Here is a 19,250-nt window from a genome sequence, read left to right as displayed (position 1 = left end):
GCATTAATCTCTGGCCCGGCATCCGCCGGGCTTTTTTCCCCTATAATTCAGCTCATCTGAAATCTATTAAGATTTATGCTATGCACAAGAAATCCATTTACGTCGCTTATACCGGTGGGACGATCGGCATGCAACGTTCCGAGCACGGCTACATCCCGGTTTCTGGCCACCTGCAACACCAACTGTCACTGATGCCCGAATTCCATCGCCCGGAGATGCCAGACTTCACCATCCATGAATATGCGCCGCTGATCGACTCTTCCGATATGACGCCGGAGGACTGGCAACATATCGCTGATGATATTAAACAGCATTACGACCAATATGACGGCTTCGTCATCCTGCACGGTACCGACACCATGGCTTTTACCGCCTCGGCGCTGTCGTTCATGTTGGAGAACCTGGATAAGCCGGTTATTGTGACAGGGTCACAGATCCCGTTGGCAGAACTGCGCTCCGACGGCCAGACCAACCTGCTGAATGCGCTGTATCTGGCCGCTAATCATCCGGTCAATGAAGTCAGCCTGTTCTTCAATAACAAACTGTTTCGTGGCAATCGCACCACCAAAGCCCATGCCGATGGCTTTGACGCTTTCGCTTCGCCAAACCTGCCGCCATTATTGGAGGCTGGGATCCATATCCGCCGCCAAACCGGCATCGCTTCGCCGGTGTGTAATGGTGAGTTGAAAGTGCATAACATTACGCCGCAGCCGATCGGCGTGGTCACCATCTATCCGGGAATTTCCGGGGCGGTGGTGCGTAACTTCTTGCTGCAACCGGTAAAAGCGCTGATTCTGCGCTCCTACGGTGTCGGCAATGCGCCACAAAAAGCGGAACTGGTGGATGAATTGCGCGATGCTTCTGCGCGTGGCATCGTAGTGGTCAACCTGACTCAGTGCATTTCAGGCCGGGTCAACATGGGGGGATATGCCACCGGCAATGCCCTGGCCCATGCTGGCGTTATCAGCGGTTTTGATATGACGGTAGAAGCTGCTCTGACCAAACTGCATTACCTGCTGAGCCAACCGCTGACGCCAGAAGATATCCGCAGCCAGATGCAACAGGACCTACGTGGTGAACTGAGTGCTGCGGGCTAACCCCATCTCGGAGTTGAAATGAAAACTGCCCTGCTGTTGATTGATTTGCAAACCGATTTTTGCCCCGGCGGCGCACTGGCCGTTGCCGAAGGCGATCAAACCATCGCCATTGCCAATCAGGCCATCGAAGCCTGTTTAGCTCGGCATGAACTAGTGATTGCCAGCCAGGATTGGCACCCGGCCAATCATCGCAGCTTTGCGGTAAATTCTCATGCCACCGTCGGCACGCTTGGCGAGCTAGAAGGATTGCCGCAAGTCTGGTGGCCGGTACACTGCGTTCAAGGCACCCAAGGAGCCGCATTTCATCCGCAACTCCGGCAGCAAGCGCTGACTGCCGTGTTTCGTAAAGGTGAAAACCCGGACATCGACAGCTACAGCGCGTTTTTTGATAACGGCCACCGCACGCAAACAGCTCTCGATAGCTGGCTGAAATCTCAGGGGATCACCCATCTTGCCGTGATGGGCTTGGCGACGGACTATTGTGTGAAATTCAGCGTGCTGGATGCCTTGTATCTGGGCTACCAAACCATGGTGATCACGGAAGGATGCCGCGGCGTCAATTTGCAACCGGAAGATAGCAAACAGGCACTGCTAGAAATGCAGCAGGCTGGCGCACAATTAGTGACACTGTCACAGTTTATTCAGCGCTGATTGAGCGGGCGATATTCTGGGAATTACGGTGCCGACAATAATCACCATCTGGCCCAGACGTTAACTGAAATTTCATTACGCTAAAAAGTAAAGCAGCCAGGGCGATGCCAGCATCGCCCTACTTGAGAAGTTATTGCGGTTTCAGTTTGATCAGGGGCTCGGCAGCGAACTGCTGTTTCAGTTCCTGTTTGCTTTTCATCACAATCTGCCCATCGGTACCAATGCTCATATGTTGCGGATCGGCATTGTGCATCGACTGCCATAACATTACTGCTTGCAGGCTATTCTCTTTCTGTTCCGGCGTTAGGGCGACGCCGTCTGGCCATTTACCCAACTCCACCGCCTGCATCAACCGCTGGTAAATTTCTGGCGTCATGGCCGAAATCAGATCTTTCACTTCCATCAATGCGTTTCCTCACTCAAAGATGAATAATTAGCTGAATCGATTTTGTTGATCAATTTACTACTTAACCCGCCGTTTTCTCACCATTCTCACCATCGGTGAAACTCAAGGACGCTGAGTTAACGCAGTAACGTTCACCCGTTGGCTGCGGGCCGTCGGGGAATACATGCCCCAGATGTGCATCACAATGACCGCAGCGGATCTCGACCCGATGCATATTATGCGAGTTATCATCAAGATAAAGAATCGCATCATCAGAAACCGGTTGGTAGAAGCTGGGCCATCCGCAGCCAGAATCATATTTGCTATCGGAGTAGAACAGCGGTGCATTACAGCACAGGCAATGGTATACCCCTTCACGCTGGTTGTGCAGCAACTTGCCGGAATACGGTGCTTCTGTGCCACGCTCCTGTGTCACATAGCGTTGGATTTCATTCAGTTCCGTGGCTGGTTGGTTAGGGGTTGTCTCTTTAGCCATTTGTGCGATTCCCGGAATGTGGATAATATCAACGAAAACAATGAGTAATAATAACAAAAAATTAACACCGCTGCAGGCCTTTTTGGCCTAAACTGTACGGCATAAAGGTTACGCCGCAGCCATATGTGATCAAGATCACATATCTTGCACGTACGGACTTTATACTTAGCAGTTTGCCCCCATATCCTTGTGAGGACAAACGTGAATGGAATGTGCAATAAGCGTGCAAAACCGGCTCTGTGGTTTGATTTGCCGCAAGAATTGACACGATTCCGCTTGACGCTTGGTAAGGTTTTTGTAATTTTACAACCAACCTTTTATTCACTAACAAATAGCTGGTGGAATATATGACTATCAAAGTAGGTATCAACGGTTTTGGCCGTATCGGTCGCATTGTTTTCCGTGCTGCTCAGGAACGTTCTGACATCGAAATCGTTGCAATCAACGATCTGTTAGACGCAGAGTACATGGCTTACATGCTGAAGTACGACTCTACCCATGGCCGTTTCAACGGTACTGTAGAAGTTAAAGACGGCCACTTGGTTGTTAACGGTAAAACCATCCGTTGTACCTCAGAAAGAGATCCGGCTAACCTGAAGTGGAACGAAGTCAACGTTGACGTCGTTGCTGAAGCGACTGGTCTGTTCCTGACTGACGAAACTGCACGTAAACACATTACTGCAGGCGCTAAGAAAGTGGTTCTGACTGGCCCATCCAAAGATGACACCCCGATGTTCGTTATGGGCGTCAACCATAAATCTTACGCTGGCCAAGAGATCGTTTCTAACGCTTCTTGCACCACCAACTGCCTGGCACCACTGGCTAAAGTGATCAACGACAAGTTCGGTATCGTTGAAGCACTGATGACCACTGTTCATGCTACTACCGCAACTCAGAAAACCGTTGATGGCCCGTCTCATAAAGACTGGCGCGGCGGCCGCGGCGCAGCCCAGAACATCATCCCTTCTTCTACCGGTGCGGCTAAAGCTGTAGGTAAAGTCATCCCAGAACTGAACGGCAAACTGACCGGTATGGCGTTCCGCGTTCCTACTCCGAACGTGTCTGTGGTTGACCTGACTGCTCGTCTGGCAAAACCAGCTTCTTACAAAGAAATCTGTGCTGCTATCAAAGCCGCTTCTGAAGGCGAGCTGAAAGGCGTGCTGGGCTATACCGAAGACGAAGTGGTTTCTACCGATTTCAACGGCGAGAAACTGACTTCCGTATTCGATGCGAAAGCCGGTATCGCGTTGAGCGACACCTTTGTGAAACTGGTTTCTTGGTACGACAACGAAACGGGTTACTCTAACAAAGTGCTGGACCTGATCTCTCACATCTCCAAATAATATGGCATGATGTGCAGTTGATGACGAGGGCGACATTATTGTCGCCCTTTTTACTGGTTTTTTGCGGCGAAAAGAAGGCAATTTACGTGTACGAAAAAATCTTCACCCTACCCGTTACCGAACAAATCACCCCCTTTATCAGCCAGCGACAGTTGGATGAATTGCCGGTCGTGGTAGTTACCCACCCCAAAGTCCATGCCGCCATTACTTTACAGGGTGCACATTTGCTGGCCTGGCAACCCGACGGCGATGAGCCGGTGATCTGGCTAAGCGACAATACCCCGTTCAAAGAAGGCATCGCGATCCGCGGCGGCGTTCCGATTTGCTGGCCCTGGTTCGGTACGGCAGGTACACCATCCCATGGCTTCGCTCGCAATCAGCCGTGGGCCCTGACTGCCCATGATGAAGATGCAAACGGAGTGGTTCTGACCTTCACGCTGCAAGATAACGCACAAACTCGTGCACAATGGCCTCACGCCTTTACGCTAATCGCCCGTTTCAAACTGGGTGAAGAGTGTGAGATTGAACTGGAGTCTCATGGTGACTACCAGGCAACTGCCGCACTGCATACGTATTTCGAGATCGGCGATATCACCCGCGTCAGCGTAGCTGGCCTCGGTGAACACTATATCGATAAAGTGGCACATATCACCGAAGCTCGTCAGGTGGGGGATCTGGTATTTGTCGGCCAGACCGATCGGGTCTACACCCAGCCAGCAACCTGTAGCCTGATCAACGATCCGGTGTTACAGCGCACAATTGAAGTGAATCACCAGCATATGAGCGATGTCATTGCTTGGAACCCAGGTGCCGAGCTATCCGCCAAAATGGTAGATATGCCGGATGAGGGGTATAAAACCATGGTTTGTGTGGAAACCGGCCGTGTGACTACACCATTGGTTGCCACCGCTGAACAACCTGCCCGCCTGGCGGTAACGTTCCGCAGCCGTAAAAACGGTTAAATTCTGCATCCGCATGCACTGCACCGCAATATAGCAAAAGGGGCGATATCGCCCCTTTTTAGTGCATGCCACGCACGATTATCGTGCGTCTAGGATCAGAAGTTGTAGCTCACCCCGGTCAGCAAAATTGCCGTATATGATTTATCGACCATCGGGCTGTCCTTAACTTCGTTCGACAGACTGATGTAACGACCGGTCATAAACGCATTCCAATTTGAATTGAACTTGTAATTCGCCGTCAATTCCACATAAGGCGCAAAACTATTGCCTGCCGTATAACTGTCCAACCCACTACGGCGAGATTCATTGTCACTAACACCATAGTAATGATCTGTTTGATTCTTACTGCTCCAAGTCACACCCACGCCCGGCACGATCGTCCAGCTATCCAGCATAAAGCGATGGAGGTACGTGATATCCCCCAACATGCCATTACTGTTATTTAGTGTATCCGCGGACAACGCAGTACGGATGGTCCCCCACTCTGCATTATGTGAATACGCCACGCCGGCCATCAGCGTGCTGCGGCGTTTATCTAAACGCTTCATGCGCTCGTCATCACTGTCGCCTGGCTTAAAGTTCTGAGGGAGGTAGTACGCCATAACGCTCAGTTGGTTCTGCCGATCGTTCCACAGATAATAACCAGCCGTCAGGCTACGGAAATAGAAATTGTCATCTTCATAGTTAATGATTGGTGCCGGATAAACATTGGTTTGATAACCACGATACGGCTCTGACATAACCAGCGCGCCTGCACCAAGCGACCAGTTTCCTGCTTGAGCGCTGTGCGCACAAACCATTGCAGAAGCGATAATGGCTAGCGTTTTGAGATGAGATGTCTTCACTGATTTTTTCCATAAATAACAGAGTAAACGATAAGACATAGTTTATGTGAAAATGTAACCGCTTGCTGAATCTTTACAATATAAAATGGCTAAAATCGAATAGCTTAGAACGAAAGCATGAATTATCGATGGCAGAACCATGACATATTCTGCCGCAACCCGCACCAGACAAGGCATTTGGCCAGGCTACAATAACTGAGTCATTGATATGACTTAAAAAAGCTGTTTTTCATGCAGGAAATTTTTCAGTAAGCAACTACGCTTAAATCAGAAGGTGAATTTATCCTGAGTTCAGTGGCAATACAGCGTAACTCGCGATAATAAGCGCACCAAGTTGGCATACGAGTTGCTGTACTCAGATATAACTTCTCTCTTTCGGGAGCCAGAATACAAATACCAGCTCCCTTTAACCTGTGCTAATAACGAAAGGACGGGCATCACCATGAACATATTTGACCACTATCGCCAGCGCTACGAAGCTGCCAAGGACGAAGAGTTCACACTGCAGGAATTTCTTACCATTTGCCGGCAAGATCGCAGTGCATATGCCAATGCGGCGGAACGTCTGCTCATGGCTATCGGTGAACCAGTCATGGTGGACACCGCGCTTGAGTCTCGCATGTCTCGCCTGTTCTCTAACAGAGTGATCGCGCGCTACCCGGCATTTGAGGAATTCTACGGCATGGAAGAAGCTATCGAACAGATAGTCTCCTACCTGAAACACGCCGCTCAAGGCCTCGAAGAGAAGAAACAGATCCTTTACCTGCTGGGCCCGGTGGGCGGCGGTAAGTCATCGCTGGCAGAACGCTTGAAAGCGCTGATGCAACGCGTGCCTATTTATACCCTGAGCGCCAACGGTGAGCGCAGCCCGGTCAACGACCATCCGCTGTGCCTGTTCAACCCGCAGGAAGATGCCAATATTCTGGAAAAAGAATACAACATCCCAACGCGTTATCTCGGCACCATTATGTCGCCGTGGGCAGCGAAGCGCCTGCATGAGTTCGGTGGTGATATCACCAAATTCAAAGTTGTGAAGGTTCGCCCTTCCATACTTGATCAGATTGCCATCGCCAAAACCGAACCGGGCGATGAGAACAACCAGGATATCTCCGCGCTGGTAGGTAAAGTGGATATCCGTAAACTGGAAAACCACGCGCAGAACGACCCTGATGCCTATGGCTATTCCGGTGCCCTGTGCCGGGCCAACCAAGGGATCATGGAGTTCGTCGAGATGTTTAAAGCACCGATTAAAGTGCTGCATCCTCTGCTAACTGCCACCCAGGAAGGTAACTACAACGGGACTGAGGGGATTTCTGCCCTGCCGTTCAGCGGTATTATTCTGGCGCACTCGAACGAATCGGAATGGGTCACCTTCCGTAACAACAAAAACAACGAGGCTTTCCTCGACCGTGTTTACATCGTCAAGGTGCCTTACTGCCTGCGGGTGTCGGAAGAGATAAAAATCTACGACAAACTGCTGGATCACAGTGAGCTGACCCACGCGCCGTGCGCCCCTGGCACGCTGGAAACGCTGGCCCGCTTTACCGTGCTTTCGCGGTTGAAAGAACCTGAAAACTCGAGCATCTACTCGAAAATGCGGGTTTATGACGGTGAAAGCCTGAAAGATACCGATCCGAAGGCCAAGTCGTATCAGGAATACCGTGACTATGCCGGGGTTGATGAAGGGATGAACGGTCTGTCGACCCGCTTCGCCTTCAAAATCCTGTCTCGGGTATTCAACTTTGATCATGTTGAAGTGGCTGCCAACCCGGTTCATCTGTTCTACGTGTTGGAACAGCAGATCGAGCGCGAGCAGTTCCCGCAAGATCAGGCTGAAAAATACCTGGAGCACCTGAAAGGCTATCTGATTCCGAAATACGCCGAGTTTATCGGCAAGGAAATCCAGACCGCCTATCTGGAATCTTACTCCGAATACGGTCAGAACATTTTTGACCGCTACGTGACCTATGCTGACTTCTGGATCCAGGATCAGGAGTACCGTGACCCAGATACCGGCCAACTGTTTGACCGTGAATCTTTGAACGCTGAACTGGAGAAAATCGAAAAACCGGCGGGTATCAGTAACCCGAAAGATTTCCGCAACGAGATCGTCAACTTTGTTCTGCGTGCCCGTGCCAATAACAGCGGCCGGAATCCGAACTGGACCAGTTACGAGAAGCTGCGCACGGTTATCGAGAAGAAAATGTTCTCGAACACCGAAGAGTTGCTGCCGGTCATTTCATTTAATGCTAAAACCTCAACGGATGAGCAGAAGAAGCACGATGACTTCGTCGACCGTATGATGGAGAAAGGCTATACCCGTAAACAAGTTCGCCTGCTGTGCGAATGGTACCTGCGGGTGAGAAAATCCTCATAACGTCTAATGCAGGTTAGCGTTATATACCCTGAGTAATGCGAGTTGCAGGCAGGCGGCAAGTGTGTAAATCCCCAGTCACTTAGACGAATAAGTGACTGGGGTTAGCCCATAAACCCACTATGCTACGGCTTGAAAGTAAAGGGTACGAAAGTTGGCAACGTCGTTTGGGGGAACTATGGCCTATTTCATTGACCGACGGCTGAATGGCAAAAACAAGAGCATGGTGAATCGCCAGCGTTTCTTGCGCCGTTATAAGTCGCAAATCAAACAGTCGATTGCCGAAGCCATCAATAAGCGTTCGGTCACCGATGTAGACAGCGGAGAATCGGTCTCGATTCCTGCTGGGGATATCAACGAACCAATGTTTCATCAAGGACGCGGCGGAACACGTCACCGCGTTCATCCGGGCAACGATCACTTCGTGCAAAATGACCGCGTCGAACGTCCACAAGGTGGCGGCGGCGGCGGTGGTAGCGGGCAAGGTAACGCCAGCCAAGATGGAGAAGGCGAAGATGAGTTCGTCTTCCAGATCTCCAAAGATGAGTATCTCGATCTGTTATTTGAAGATTTGGCGCTGCCAAACCTGAAGAAAAATCAATACAAGCAGTTAACTGAATACAAAACCCATCGTGCCGGTTACACCGCTAACGGTGTGCCAGCCAATATCAGCGTTGTGCGCTCGTTGCAGAATTCACTGGCGCGGCGAACCGCCATGACTGCCGGTAAACGGCGGGCACTGCATGAGCTTGAAGACACTCTCACCCAGTTGGAAAACACCGAACCGGTGCAATTGCTGGAAGAGGAGCGTCTGCGTAAAGAAATTGCCGAACTGCGCAAGAAAATCGCCAGCGTGCCATTTATCGACACCTTCGATCTGCGCTATAAAAACTATGAGCGTCGCCCGGAGCCTTCCAGCCAGGCGGTCATGTTCTGCCTGATGGACGTTTCGGGTTCAATGGATCAGGCCACCAAAGATATGGCCAAACGTTTTTATATTTTGCTCTATTTGTTCCTGAGCCGAACTTATAAGAACGTCGAGGTGGTGTATATTCGCCACCATACGCAGGCCAAAGAGGTAGACGAGCAGGAATTTTTCTACTCGCAAGAGACCGGCGGGACCATTGTTTCCAGCGCGCTGAAGCTGATGGCGGAAGTGGTTGAGGAGCGCTACGACCCGGCACAGTGGAACATCTATGCCGCGCAGGCTTCAGATGGTGATAACTGGGCAGATGACTCACCGCTGTGTCACGAACTGCTGGCGAAACAGATCCTGCCAATGGTGCGTTACTACAGCTATATTGAGATCACACGCCGCGCCCATCAAACGCTGTGGCGAGAATATGAAAACCTGCAGGCAACGTTTGAAAACTTTGCTATGCAGCATATCCGTGAGCCAGAGGATATTTATCCGGTATTCCGGGCACTTTTCCACAAACAAACGGCGTAAACCGATCTTAATCTCAATCAGCCAGATAACTCAGGTTTCTGGCTGATTTTATTTGTAGCTGAATATCTCAACCTAAGGTTAGAAATAATAAACCCCGGCGCAGAGGCCAGGGTTGAAATGTTTGCCGGTCGCTTTCCCGGCTGTCATGGTGTGGCGTAAGCGTTCATCGAACACTCCGGCGTTACACGGCCTGAGCACGGCCCTTTCACAACAGAAAAATATACTTTTTCAATAAACTTTTCTGTTGCTGAAGTATTGAATATTTTGGTGAGTACTTTCGAAGGAGGTGATATTCAACCCCGGTATAGTACCGGGATTGAATAGGTAGTGCGGATTATCGCTTGTCTGCTCCGGTCTGTGCCATCATCGCTATTGCAAGGTTCAACCGCCCTACTTACTGGTTCAGATTACAGCGCGGTAACGTTGCCTGCTGAAGGGCCTTTAGCACCATTTTCAATGGTGAATTCAACCTTCTGACCTTCATCAAGGGTTTTGTAATCGTTACCCTGAATGGCGGAAAAATGCACAAACACATCTTTGCTGCCATCAGCAGGTGAAATAAAACCAAAACCTTTACCAGCGTCAAACCATTTTACTAAACCAGTCATTTTATTAGACATAGATACTTCCTTCATTATTTTTTAGGCCGCCATAGTGGCGAATGAGGTCTGCTAATCAGTGGAAACTTATGGGGCACTAAAGAAGAGAATTCGCGGAAGAAGAGGTATCTGTCGGATATCACTAATACTGAGAACTGCTTTACTAAAACTGCTTTCATAAGGTCTGTGCTACAAACCGATGACGCTATTTACTCATAACCACCTGTTATTAGCAAACTATATTTATAATTATTTTTGATAAGCGCTTTAAAACCATCTTCAAAACCCCCTGAGGAGGCTTCATAAGCCCAAGCAAAGCGTTGCTTGTCGCGGGTTAACCCCCTAAAATGCGCGGCTGAAAAAACAACTAGGATCGGTTTAATGTCATCGCTGTGGGTAACAATGCAATATATTTACTTAATTGGCCTGTTAATTTCTATGATTTTTACCTACTTGGTCAGTCGAGACACCATTAAAATTCGCTGCATAAGTGCGATAGCCATCGGCCTGACTTGGCCACTGAGCCTACCCGTCGTCTTGCTATTTGCCTTGTTCTAGCGATGTAAAAACCCACCTTTTTGGCGTCATCCTACCTCTGAATATGAGGCTCAGAGATATCTACCATGCGGCAAATCTTACTGAAATTATTGGATTTCTCACAGATTTTATCGGTGACAAAAGCACCAAGGTAACCCAGTACCAGCAGATAACCGATCATGCATAAAATGAAGATAAGTGTTCTCAACGCTAGCTACCAAGCCGACAAAATGACGGTGAACATCATACCGTGACTCACTGGCTTTCACCTATTTCAAAGTATGAGCAGAACCTACCGGATTGCACCATGATGCTTCCACAGAGCCGTTTGGATTACTGCCGAGCATCTATCAGGCAGCGTTAACGGTGACCCGCGCCGCCAATCCGGTCAGCAATTCGTAACCCAGCGTGCCAGCCGCAGCAGCAACATTGTCCACTGGCAGGTTCCGCCCCCATAACTCCACCTGGGTGCCAATAGTGGCCTGTGGGCAAGGAGTCAGATTCACCATCATCATATCCATCGAAACGGTACCCAATGTGCCTGTCAGTACGCCATCTACCCACACCGGCGTACCGGTTGGTGCATGGCGCGGATAACCATCAGCATAACCACAAGCCACGATCCCGATACGCTGCGGCCCAGCAGCGGCATAGCGGCCACCATAGCCAACGCGATCGCCCTGCTTCAACGTCTGAATACCAATAATCTCACTACTCAATGTCATCGTCGGTTGCAGGCCCGTGTCAGCGATGTCACGCCAGTGCCCGGTGGGTGACGCACCATAAAGAATAATTCCCGGCCTCACCCAACTGCCATGGGTGACTGGGTGCCACAAAGTGGCGGCAGAGTTTGCTAGGCAGCGTGGCAGCGTGATTGCCGCTGCCGCACGCTCAACCGTTGCCATCTGTTGCGCGACACCTTCGGCACTGTCGGCCGTGGCAAAATGGCTCATCAACGTCATCGAACCGATATTGCGCAGTTCCTGTGCTTGCAGCCAAACATTGTGCAAACGCTCTGGAGCAAACCCCAAGCGATTCATCCCACTATTCAGCTTCAGATAAACATCGACAGGTGCTTGCAGGCGAGCTTCAGCCATTGCCTGCAACTGCCAGTCACTGTTCACGGCGGTAGTTAATCGATAACGGTCGATCAACAATAAATCCGCTGGCTGGAAAAAACCCTCCAACAGCAGAATCGGGCCGCTCCAGCCAGATTCACGCAGCAACACAGCCTCGGCCAGATCGAGCAAGGCAAAACCATCCGTCTGTGCCAGGCTACGCCAGATATTCTTCAAACCATGACCATAGGCATTAGCCTTAACCACCGACCAGACCTTTGCGGTAGGAGCATAACGGCGAACGACCTGTAAATTATTGGCAAATGCGTCTAAATGCAGCGTGGCAGTAATCGGGCGGGGCATCGGTTCTCCTTCGGCCTCCATGGCAAAAGCCGCAGGCAACACCTGCGGCACTCATCAATTTTTAGCGTGCCGGGTGCACGTCTTTCAGAGGGATAGTTGGCCTCTGGCGAAAACTGTTACTGTAACGCGCCACCGCCAAATCGTCAGATGGAATAGCCGGTGTGGTGCCCGAAATCAGATCGGCAAGCAACTGCCCGGAACCACAGGCCATCGTCCAGCCCAAGGTGCCATGCCCGGTATTCAGGTAGAGATTTTTCAGCGCAGTACGGCCAACGATCGGTGTACCATCGGGCGTCATCGGGCGCAAACCGGTCCAGAATGTGGCATCTTCAACCCTGCCACCGTTTGGATACAGATCGCGTACCACCATCTCCAGCGTTTCGCGCCGTTTCTGTTCCAGCTCGGTATTGAAGCCAACAATCTCGGCCATACCACCCACGCGGATACGCTGGTCAAAACGGGTAATGGCGATTTTATAGGTTTCATCCAGCACGGTAGAGAAAGGTGCGGCAGCCTCATCCGTGATCGGGATCGTCAATGAATAGCCTTTCAGCGGATAAACCGGAATGGAAACCAGATCGCGCAATAATGCGGTGGAATAAGCACCAAACGCGACCACATAGCAGTCTGCCTGGATCACTTCGCCATCACATTGCACCCCAGTGATTTTATCCCCCTCCACCAGCAGGCGGTCGACGCTGCGGTTGAACAAGAAATTGACGCCAGCCTGTTGAGCCAGCTTCGCCAATTGCTGCGTAAACAACTGACAATCCCCGGTTTCATCATTGGGTAACTGCAAACCGCCGGTCAGCTTGTGTGCAACCTGCGCCAGTGCTGGCTCAACCGTGGCCAATTGGCTGGCTTCCAGCAGTTTATAAGGCACCCCAGCATCTTCCAGCACGGCGATATCCTTGGCGGCATTCTCGAACTGCTGCTGAGTACGGAATAGCTGCAACGTGCCGCCTTGACGGCCTTCGTACTGAATACCGGTTTCCTGACGCAGCATTTTGATACAGTCACGGCTGTACTCCGCCAAGCGCACCATACGGCCTTTGTTGGTCATATAGTGGGCGGTGTCGCAGTTTCTCAACATCTGCCACATCCAACGTAACTGGAAGCTGCTGCCGTCAAGACGTATCGCCAGCGGCGCATGGCGCTGGAACATCCATTTAATCGCCTTCAGCGGCACACCCGGTGCAGCCCACGGCGCGGCATAGCCCGGTGAGATCTGCCCAGCGTTGGCCGCACTGGTCTCCATTGCTGGCCCCGCTTGACGATCGATAACCGTGACCTCATGACCGGCTTTTGCCAAATACCAGGCACTGGCAACCCCGACCACTCCACTCCCTAAAATGACCACACGCATCATTGACTCCAGCTAAAGTTCTCGAAAAGCATAATCATCTGTTCACAAGAAATTAACCCAGCGTAAAAAACTAGCAAACAACTTGATCGTTAATCGTGACAACATCCACAGTTAATTTATCATTCAAGTAGGTATCTTTTGCAATAGCCACCTATAAATAGCGATAAGCTGTGGCAATAAAGGGCATAAAAGAAGAAAACACACCTTTCACGCTGACATTGACAGCATTGATAGCGCTGCAATAACCTTTGCTGGCAACATTTATTTAACGGTACGTAAATATAAATCCAAGGATAAACACAGAATTTAACACCAGATAAACTTCATTTATTCAAAATATAGTATTGCAAGAATCCCAAGCCTACGCAGCAGAAAAAACTCGCTGCCAAAGAACAGCCTCTCTTATGCCACCAGTTGCACAGCCTTTTGGCCGGACTATACTCGAAAGAGAGAAGAAGCATTTAGCCCAGCACCTTCTCGGCTATAAATCAGCAGCAATAACCGCAGGCTATCCGGATGATCGCGGTAACGAGTAGGTTGAAACCTAAGCCGGTGATAAATCGATAGTGATATGTTGATTTTACTTTGCTGATATATAACGGTTTATTTCAACTTGAACTATGATTGATACAAGGCCTGCCGAAACGAGCAGAGTCCGCTAATAATGAGGGTGCGCTGATGACTACTTCGACACATAAAAAGGTTAAGGAAGATAAACGTCTGAGCGATGGACCGGACTGGACGTTCGAACTGCTACAGGTCTATCTGGAGCAGGTTGACCGGGTAGCCAAACATTACCGGCTCGACACCTATCCGCATCAAATCGAGGTCATTACCTCCGAACAGATGATGGACGCCTACTCCAGCGTCGGCATGCCGATTAACTATACTCACTGGTCATTCGGTAAAAAATTCATTGAAACCGAGCAGCGCTATAAACAAGGTCAGCAAGGCTTGGCCTATGAAATCGTGATCAACTCCAACCCGTGCATTGCCTATTTGATGGAAGAAAATACCATCACCATGCAGGCGCTGGTAATGGCGCACGCCTGCTATGGTCACAACTCGTTTTTCAAGAACAACTATCTGTTCCGCAGTTGGACCGATGCCAGTTCCATCGTGGATTATCTGCTGTTTGCCCGTCACTACATCAGCCAGTGCGAAGAGCGCTATGGCGTTGAGGAAGTGGAAAAACTGCTCGACTCCTGCCATGCGCTGATGAATTACGGCGTTGACCGCTACAAACGTCCGCAAAAAATCTCACTGCTGGAAGAGAAAGCACGGCAGAAAAACCGTGAGGAATACTTGCAGAGCCAGGTTAACTCGCTGTGGAAAACCCTGCCACGCGTAGACCGTGAAGCCCTGCCTGAAGAAGCTCTGCGTTACCCGCGTGAACCACAGGAAAATATTCTCTATTTTATGGAGAAAAACGCCCCGCTGCTTGAACCATGGCAGCGTGAAGTGTTACGCATTGTGCGCAAGGTAAGCCAGTATTTTTATCCGCAAAAACAGACGCAGGTGATGAACGAAGGCTGGGCAACGTTCTGGCATTACACCATTCTTAATCATCTTTATGATGAAGGGCGTGTGACGGATCGCTTTATGATGGAGTTCCTGCACAGCCATACCAATGTGGTGTTCCAGCCGCCGTACAACAGCCCCTATTACAACGGTATTAACCCGTACGCACTGGGCTTTGCCATGTTCCAGGACATCAAACGTATCTGCCAGTCACCGACTGAGGAAGATCGTTACTGGTTCCCTGACATCGCGGGCAAAGACTGGCTGGACACGCTGCATTTCGCCATGCGTGATTTCAAGGACGAGAGCTTTATCAGCCAGTTCCTGTCGCCGAAAGTCATGCGTGACTTCCGCTTGTTCACCGTGCTGGATGACGATCGTAACAATTATCTGGAGATCTCGGCGATCCACAACGAAGAGGGTTACCGCGCGATACGCCAGGAGTTGTCAGCCCAGTACAACCTGAGCAATCATGAACCGAATATTCAGATTTGGAATGTTGATCTGCGCGGCGATCGCTCACTGACGCTGCGTTATATTCCGCAGGATCGCGCGCCACTGGATAAGGGCCGCAGGGAAGTGATGAAGCATCTGCATCGCCTGTGGGGTTTCGATATCATTCTGGAGCAGAAAAACGAAGATGGCAGCGTCGAACTGCTCGATCGCTGCCCGCCAAGACCCACAACGTTATAAACTGCTAAAACAACAAAGGGGCGCATCGAGCGCCCCTTTGACTTGACGTGAAACCGGCTAGCGGCGAGCCTCGGCCAAATCACTCGGCATCGCACCCTGCATGCTGTGCCAGATTGCACCACTCTCTTTACCGTAGTTACGTACACAATCCATCACCTGATCGTACATTTTTTCATGGCACAGGGTAGAAAGCTTGTTGTAGAAGCTGAGCGCCAACTTGCGCGCCTCTGGGTTAGAGAAATAATAACGGCCAACACGCGTGTACAGCCCTTTCAACCCATTGAGAATCAAGCCATAAATCGGGTTACCCGAAGCAAACGCCAACCCACGGAAGATCTCATAGTCAAGGTGATTGAACGCATCAGCCTTATCTTCAACCTGAGTGGCTTTCGCCAGCACTTCCTGCGCCTGCTCTGGGTAGTTGCGCACGGCGGCACGGATAAAGATCGAGGCAATATTAGTGCGCACGGCTAACAGGTTGTCGATCAGTTGCGGCACGCTGTTGTGATCGAGGCGCGCCAGGGTTTCCAGGATATTAAGGCCTGAGGTTTCCCAAAAATTGTTTACTTTGGTGGGTTTGCCATGCTGAATAGTCAGCCAACCATCACGGGCCAATCGCTGTAACACTTCACGTAATGTGGTGCGCGTAACACCAATCAGTTCTGAAAGCTCACGCTCCGCGGGCAAAATAGAGCCAGGGGGGAAGCGATTATTCCAAATACTTTCAATAATATATTCTTCCGCGAAACCGGCAGGACTCTGCGCCTTTATAACCATGTGTTTGACGTTCCGTAGCGACGATAAGCAGTAATAGTAGTCGGCTGATCATACCAGATCGCCGGGGTATCACATAGCGGGAGCAAAAAACATTAAACGAAAGTGTGCATAACCTGGCAAAAAATATGCGAAAACACCGAGTTGCAGAAATATCCCCCGTAAAGCAAAGCTTGGATTGCATCATACCCATGGCCGTTGCTAGGGTATAGCGCGTTAACTCTTTTGAAGGTTCTGCGAAAACAGCATGGATATGACAATACGCTCGGCATTGATAAAAAATTTTCTCGGGTCATCTCCCGACTGGTACAAATTAGCCATCATCAGTTTTCTGGTGATTAATCCGTTAGTGTTCTTCCTGATCAACCCCTTTGTGGCTGGCTGGTTGCTGGTGATTGAGTTTATCTTCACGCTGGCAATGGCGCTGAAGTGCTACCCGTTGCAGCCGGGTGGTCTGTTGGCCATTGAGGCTGTTCTAATTGGAATGACCAGCCCCGCGCACGTCAGTGAGGAGATCAGTAACAACCTTGAAGTGCTGCTGCTGTTGGTGTTTATGGTGGCCGGTATCTATTTTATGAAGCAGTTGCTGCTGTTTGTATTTACCAAACTGCTGCTTAATATCCGCTCAAAAATGCTGCTCTCACTGGCCTTTTGCGTTGCGGCGGCTTTGCTTTCTGCCTTCCTTGATGCCCTGACGGTAGTTGCCGTCGTTATCAGCGTCGGCACCGGTTTCTATTCGATCTACCACGATGTCGCATCCAAAGGTGCCGACAATAATCTCGACGTCAGCGATGACAGCGCCATTGACAACCCAGACCATAAACAGACGCTGGAACAGTTCCGGGCCTTTTTACGCAGCCTGCTGATGCACGCTGGCGTCGGTACTGCTCTTGGTGGCGTCATGACCATGGTAGGTGAACCACAGAACCTGATCATCGCCAAAAGCGCTGGGTGGGGCTTTGGTGAGTTTTTCCTGCGGATGGCACCGGTGACACTGCCAGTGTTTGTCTGCGGCCTGGTGGTCTGTCTGTTGGTTGAACGTTTTGCAGTATTTGGTTACGGCACCAAGTTGCCCGAACGCGTGCGTGAAGTGCTGAAGGAGTTCGATCGGAAAGCTACCGCTAAACGTAACCGCCAGGAAAAGCTGAAACTGGTAATGCAGGCATTGATTGGCGTCTGGCTGGTGATTGCACTGGCTTTCCATTTGGCGGAGGTTGGGTTGATTGGCCTTTCGGTGATCATTCTGGCCACCTCACTATGCGGTATCACCGATGAGCACGCTATCGGCAAAGCGTTCCAAGAGGCCCTGCCTTTTACCGCTCTGTTGACAGTGTTCTTTACCATCGTGGCGGTGATCGTTGAACAACGGCTGTTTACTCCGGTGATTGAGTTTGTCTTGCAGGCAGAACCTTCCGCGCAGCTTTCGCTGTTCTATCTGTTTAACGGCCTGCTTTCATCCGTTTCTGACAACGTTTTTGTTGGCACGGTCTATATTAACGAAGCGCGTGCGGCACTGGAAAGCGGGACTATTTCACTCAAACAATTCGAAATGCTGGCGGTGGCCATCAATACCGGCACCAATCTGCCTTCGGTGGCCACACCCAATGGTCAGGCCGCTTTCCTGTTTCTGCTGACGTCCGCATTAGCACCGTTAGTACGCCTGTCTTACGGCCGCATGGTTTGGATGGCACTGCCTTATACGCTGGTACTGACGCTGGTCGGCCTGTTGTGCGTGCAGCATACGCTGGCTCCGGCTACCGATTTGCTGGCCCAATGGCACTGGTTAACGCTGCCATCGCTTGACGCAGTGGCTCCAACCACTGCACATTAATCACCATAACCGCCCCGCCGCCAGTGACTATTTTTCACTGAATAGCGTCCAGATAGCTGGCAGCGGGGATGAATTGGTTTACACTGCCGGTTCAATTGCTTACTGCATGGAAGAACAAATATATGTTGCAATTCTTTAACCGTTGCTCACAGGGGCGCGGTGCTTGGCTGCTGCTGGCCCTGACTGCATTGGTACTGGAGTTGGTTGCTCTCTATTTTCAGCACGTAATGCTGCTGGAACCTTGTGTGATGTGTATCTACGAACGCGTCGCGCTGTTCGGGATCCTCGGGGCTGCGCTGATAGGTGCAATAGCACCCAAAACGCCGCTGCGTTATGCCGCTATCTTGCTGTGGATATACAGTGCCTGGGCGGGCGTACAGTTGGCCTGGAAGCACACCATGATCCAACTGCACCCGTCACCGTTCAACACCTGTGATTTCTTCGTCAGCTTCCCATCCTGGTTACCGCTCGACAAATGGCTGCCAGCAGTGTTTCACGCTTCAGGTGACTGTTCCGTGCGCCAATGGCAGTTCCTGTCATTGGAAATGCCGCAGTGGTTAGTGGGGATCTTCGCTGCCTACCTGTTAGTCGGTGTACTGGTGTTAATCAGCCAATTTGTTCGTCAGCGCCGGCGTGACCTGTTTGGCCGCTAATAACTCATCTAGTAAAAATGGCGCCCTCTGGCGCCATTTTTAATGAATTGTCTATAACTTCAGAAATCCCCTCACATCAAGTGTGTGTGAAGAAGTAAACGAGCACAATCAGTGCCCCAGCCACGGCAAACAGACGTGCCATCTTCATCATTAAATTCTCATTACTGGGCGGGAGTAACCGACAAACTACCTAACATTGAGCTCAAAAAGAAGCTTAGACAGTGGATTTAGGGTGTAATTTACATAACATTA

At 50.6% G+C, this 19,250-nt stretch carries 17 protein-coding genes; 10 read left to right on the top strand and 7 right to left on the bottom strand.

The features are described from left to right. Positions 1 to 80: 80 nt before the first annotated feature. On the top strand, positions 81 to 1,097 hold the full coding sequence (gene ansA, locus ACX1CU_RS10795; protein ID WP_459402542.1) for an asparaginase: 1,017 nt from the start codon (positions 81 to 83) through the stop codon (positions 1,095 to 1,097). 18 nt (positions 1,098 to 1,115) lie between these two features. Further along, positions 1,116 to 1,748, top strand: coding sequence for a bifunctional nicotinamidase/pyrazinamidase (gene pncA, locus ACX1CU_RS10790; RefSeq protein ID WP_459402541.1), 633 nt, complete (start codon positions 1,116 to 1,118; stop codon positions 1,746 to 1,748). Positions 1,749 to 1,878: 130 nt separating this feature from the next. On the opposite strand, the gene ACX1CU_RS10785 is transcribed toward pncA, so the two are convergent. Continuing rightward, the gene (locus ACX1CU_RS10785) at positions 1,879 to 2,151 is read right to left on the bottom strand and encodes a YeaC family protein (protein WP_459402540.1); all 273 of its coding nucleotides are present in this window, start codon (positions 2,149 to 2,151) and stop codon (positions 1,879 to 1,881) included. 64 nt (positions 2,152 to 2,215) lie between these two features. Further along, positions 2,216 to 2,629 (bottom strand): peptide-methionine (R)-S-oxide reductase MsrB, encoded by a 414-nt coding sequence (gene msrB, locus ACX1CU_RS10780; protein WP_459402539.1) that lies wholly within the window; start codon positions 2,627 to 2,629, stop codon positions 2,216 to 2,218. Between the two features lie 347 nt (positions 2,630 to 2,976). Here msrB and gapA point away from each other — a divergent pair, with 347 nt between their 5' ends. Further along, on the top strand, positions 2,977 to 3,972 hold the full coding sequence (gene gapA / locus ACX1CU_RS10775; protein ID WP_037398998.1) for a glyceraldehyde-3-phosphate dehydrogenase: 996 nt from the start codon (positions 2,977 to 2,979) through the stop codon (positions 3,970 to 3,972). Between the two features lie 86 nt (positions 3,973 to 4,058). Next, complete coding sequence (locus ACX1CU_RS10770) at positions 4,059 to 4,934, top strand: D-hexose-6-phosphate mutarotase (protein WP_459402538.1); 876 nt, start codon at positions 4,059 to 4,061, stop codon at positions 4,932 to 4,934. A 95-nt stretch (positions 4,935 to 5,029) separates the two neighbouring features. Here the strand turns inward: ACX1CU_RS10770 and ACX1CU_RS10765 are convergent, their stop codons facing one another. After that, a complete protein-coding gene (locus ACX1CU_RS10765; protein WP_459402783.1) occupies positions 5,030 to 5,734 on the bottom strand; it encodes a MipA/OmpV family protein in 705 nt (234 codons plus the stop codon). Positions 5,735 to 6,221: 487 nt separating this feature from the next. Between ACX1CU_RS10765 and yeaG the strand changes: the two genes are divergently transcribed. Further along, a complete protein-coding gene (yeaG, locus tag ACX1CU_RS10760) occupies positions 6,222 to 8,156 on the top strand; it encodes a protein kinase YeaG (RefSeq protein WP_459402537.1) in 1,935 nt (644 codons plus the stop codon). Between the two features lie 175 nt (positions 8,157 to 8,331). Then, the gene (locus ACX1CU_RS10755) at positions 8,332 to 9,603 is read left to right on the top strand and encodes a YeaH/YhbH family protein (RefSeq protein ID WP_459402536.1); all 1,272 of its coding nucleotides are present in this window, start codon (positions 8,332 to 8,334) and stop codon (positions 9,601 to 9,603) included. 407 nt (positions 9,604 to 10,010) lie between these two features. Here ACX1CU_RS10755 and cspE read toward each other — a convergent pair whose 3' ends face one another. After that, positions 10,011 to 10,223 carry a transcription antiterminator/RNA stability regulator CspE gene (cspE, locus tag ACX1CU_RS10750; protein WP_076940257.1) on the bottom strand — a complete coding sequence of 71 codons (213 nt, stop codon included), beginning with the start codon at positions 10,221 to 10,223 and terminating at the stop codon, positions 10,011 to 10,013. A 360-nt stretch (positions 10,224 to 10,583) separates the two neighbouring features. Between cspE and ACX1CU_RS10745 the strand changes: the two genes are divergently transcribed. Beyond that, positions 10,584 to 10,760, top strand: coding sequence for a GhoT/OrtT family toxin (locus tag ACX1CU_RS10745; protein WP_459402535.1), 177 nt, complete (start codon positions 10,584 to 10,586; stop codon positions 10,758 to 10,760). Positions 10,761 to 11,089: 329 nt separating this feature from the next. Here ACX1CU_RS10745 and dadX read toward each other — a convergent pair whose 3' ends face one another. After that, positions 11,090 to 12,160 (bottom strand): catabolic alanine racemase DadX, encoded by a 1,071-nt coding sequence (gene dadX, locus ACX1CU_RS10740; protein ID WP_459402534.1) that lies wholly within the window; start codon positions 12,158 to 12,160, stop codon positions 11,090 to 11,092. A 61-nt stretch (positions 12,161 to 12,221) separates the two neighbouring features. After that, the gene (locus ACX1CU_RS10735) at positions 12,222 to 13,526 is read right to left on the bottom strand and encodes a D-amino acid dehydrogenase (RefSeq protein WP_459402782.1); all 1,305 of its coding nucleotides are present in this window, start codon (positions 13,524 to 13,526) and stop codon (positions 12,222 to 12,224) included. A gap of 678 nt (positions 13,527 to 14,204) precedes the next feature. Here ACX1CU_RS10735 and ACX1CU_RS10730 point away from each other — a divergent pair. Further along, the gene (locus ACX1CU_RS10730; protein WP_459402533.1) at positions 14,205 to 15,740 is read left to right on the top strand and encodes a SpoVR family protein; all 1,536 of its coding nucleotides are present in this window, start codon (positions 14,205 to 14,207) and stop codon (positions 15,738 to 15,740) included. Between the two features lie 57 nt (positions 15,741 to 15,797). Here ACX1CU_RS10730 and fadR read toward each other — a convergent pair whose 3' ends face one another. Further along, positions 15,798 to 16,517: a fatty acid metabolism transcriptional regulator FadR gene (fadR, locus tag ACX1CU_RS10725; protein WP_459402532.1), complete on the bottom strand. Its 720-nt coding sequence runs from the start codon at positions 16,515 to 16,517 to the stop codon at positions 15,798 to 15,800. 244 nt (positions 16,518 to 16,761) lie between these two features. Between fadR and nhaB the strand changes: the two genes are divergently transcribed. Both nhaB and dsbB read left to right on the top strand, forming a co-directional pair. Next, positions 16,762 to 18,345 carry a sodium/proton antiporter NhaB gene (gene nhaB, locus ACX1CU_RS10720; protein WP_459402531.1) on the top strand — a complete coding sequence of 528 codons (1,584 nt, stop codon included), beginning with the start codon at positions 16,762 to 16,764 and terminating at the stop codon, positions 18,343 to 18,345. 122 nt (positions 18,346 to 18,467) lie between these two features. Continuing rightward, positions 18,468 to 18,998, top strand: coding sequence for a disulfide bond formation protein DsbB (gene dsbB / locus ACX1CU_RS10715; protein ID WP_459402530.1), 531 nt, complete (start codon positions 18,468 to 18,470; stop codon positions 18,996 to 18,998). Positions 18,999 to 19,250 lie beyond the last annotated feature (252 nt).

Source organism: Serratia sp. D1N4 (assembly GCF_054552755.1).
This window is presented reverse-complemented; position numbering and strand designations above follow the sequence as displayed.